Below are 465 nucleotides of genomic sequence, written 5' to 3'. Positions count from 1 at the left end.
CAACCTTCGCCGATCTTGGCCACTCCGGCTGCCTCAACCTTAAAGGGGTCGTCTCAGAAAACGGAAAATAAAGCACGCTAAGGCATAGCCGAACCTGCCAAGCTTGCTCCACCCTGTAGTGACGCGATCAGCGGGCAGGAAACGTTCCCCCTTCGCGCATGGCAGGCGCACACCAACTCAGACAGCACGGCCTCCATGCGCGCCAGGTCAGCCATTTTCTCGCGCACGTCCTTGAGCTTGTGCTCGGCCAGACTGCTGGCTTCCTCGCAATGGGTGCCATCCTCCAGCCGCAGCAGCTCGGCGATCTCATCCAGGCTGAAGCCCAGCCGCTGGGCTGATTTCACGAAGCGCACCCGCGTTACATCCGCCTCGCCATAGCGGCGGATGCTGCCATAGGGCTTGTCAGGCTCCAGCAACAAGCCCTTGCGCTGATAGAAACGGATGGTCTCCACATTGACCCCGGCC

At 61.1% G+C, this 465-nt stretch carries 1 protein-coding gene; it reads right to left on the bottom strand.

Translation table 11 applies throughout. The annotated features are described in order from the left end of the window. Window positions 1-77: 77 nt before the first annotated feature. On the bottom strand, window positions 78-465 hold a 388-nt coding region (merR, locus tag RVY79_RS17335), incomplete at its 5' end, for an Hg(II)-responsive transcriptional regulator (protein ID WP_317465721.1).

Source organism: Chromohalobacter sp. HP20-39, from assembly GCF_033052815.1.
GTDB lineage: Bacteria > Pseudomonadota > Gammaproteobacteria > Pseudomonadales > Halomonadaceae > Chromohalobacter.
Note: the sequence above shows the minus strand (reverse complement) of the source record. Positions and strands in the feature narration are given on the sequence as shown.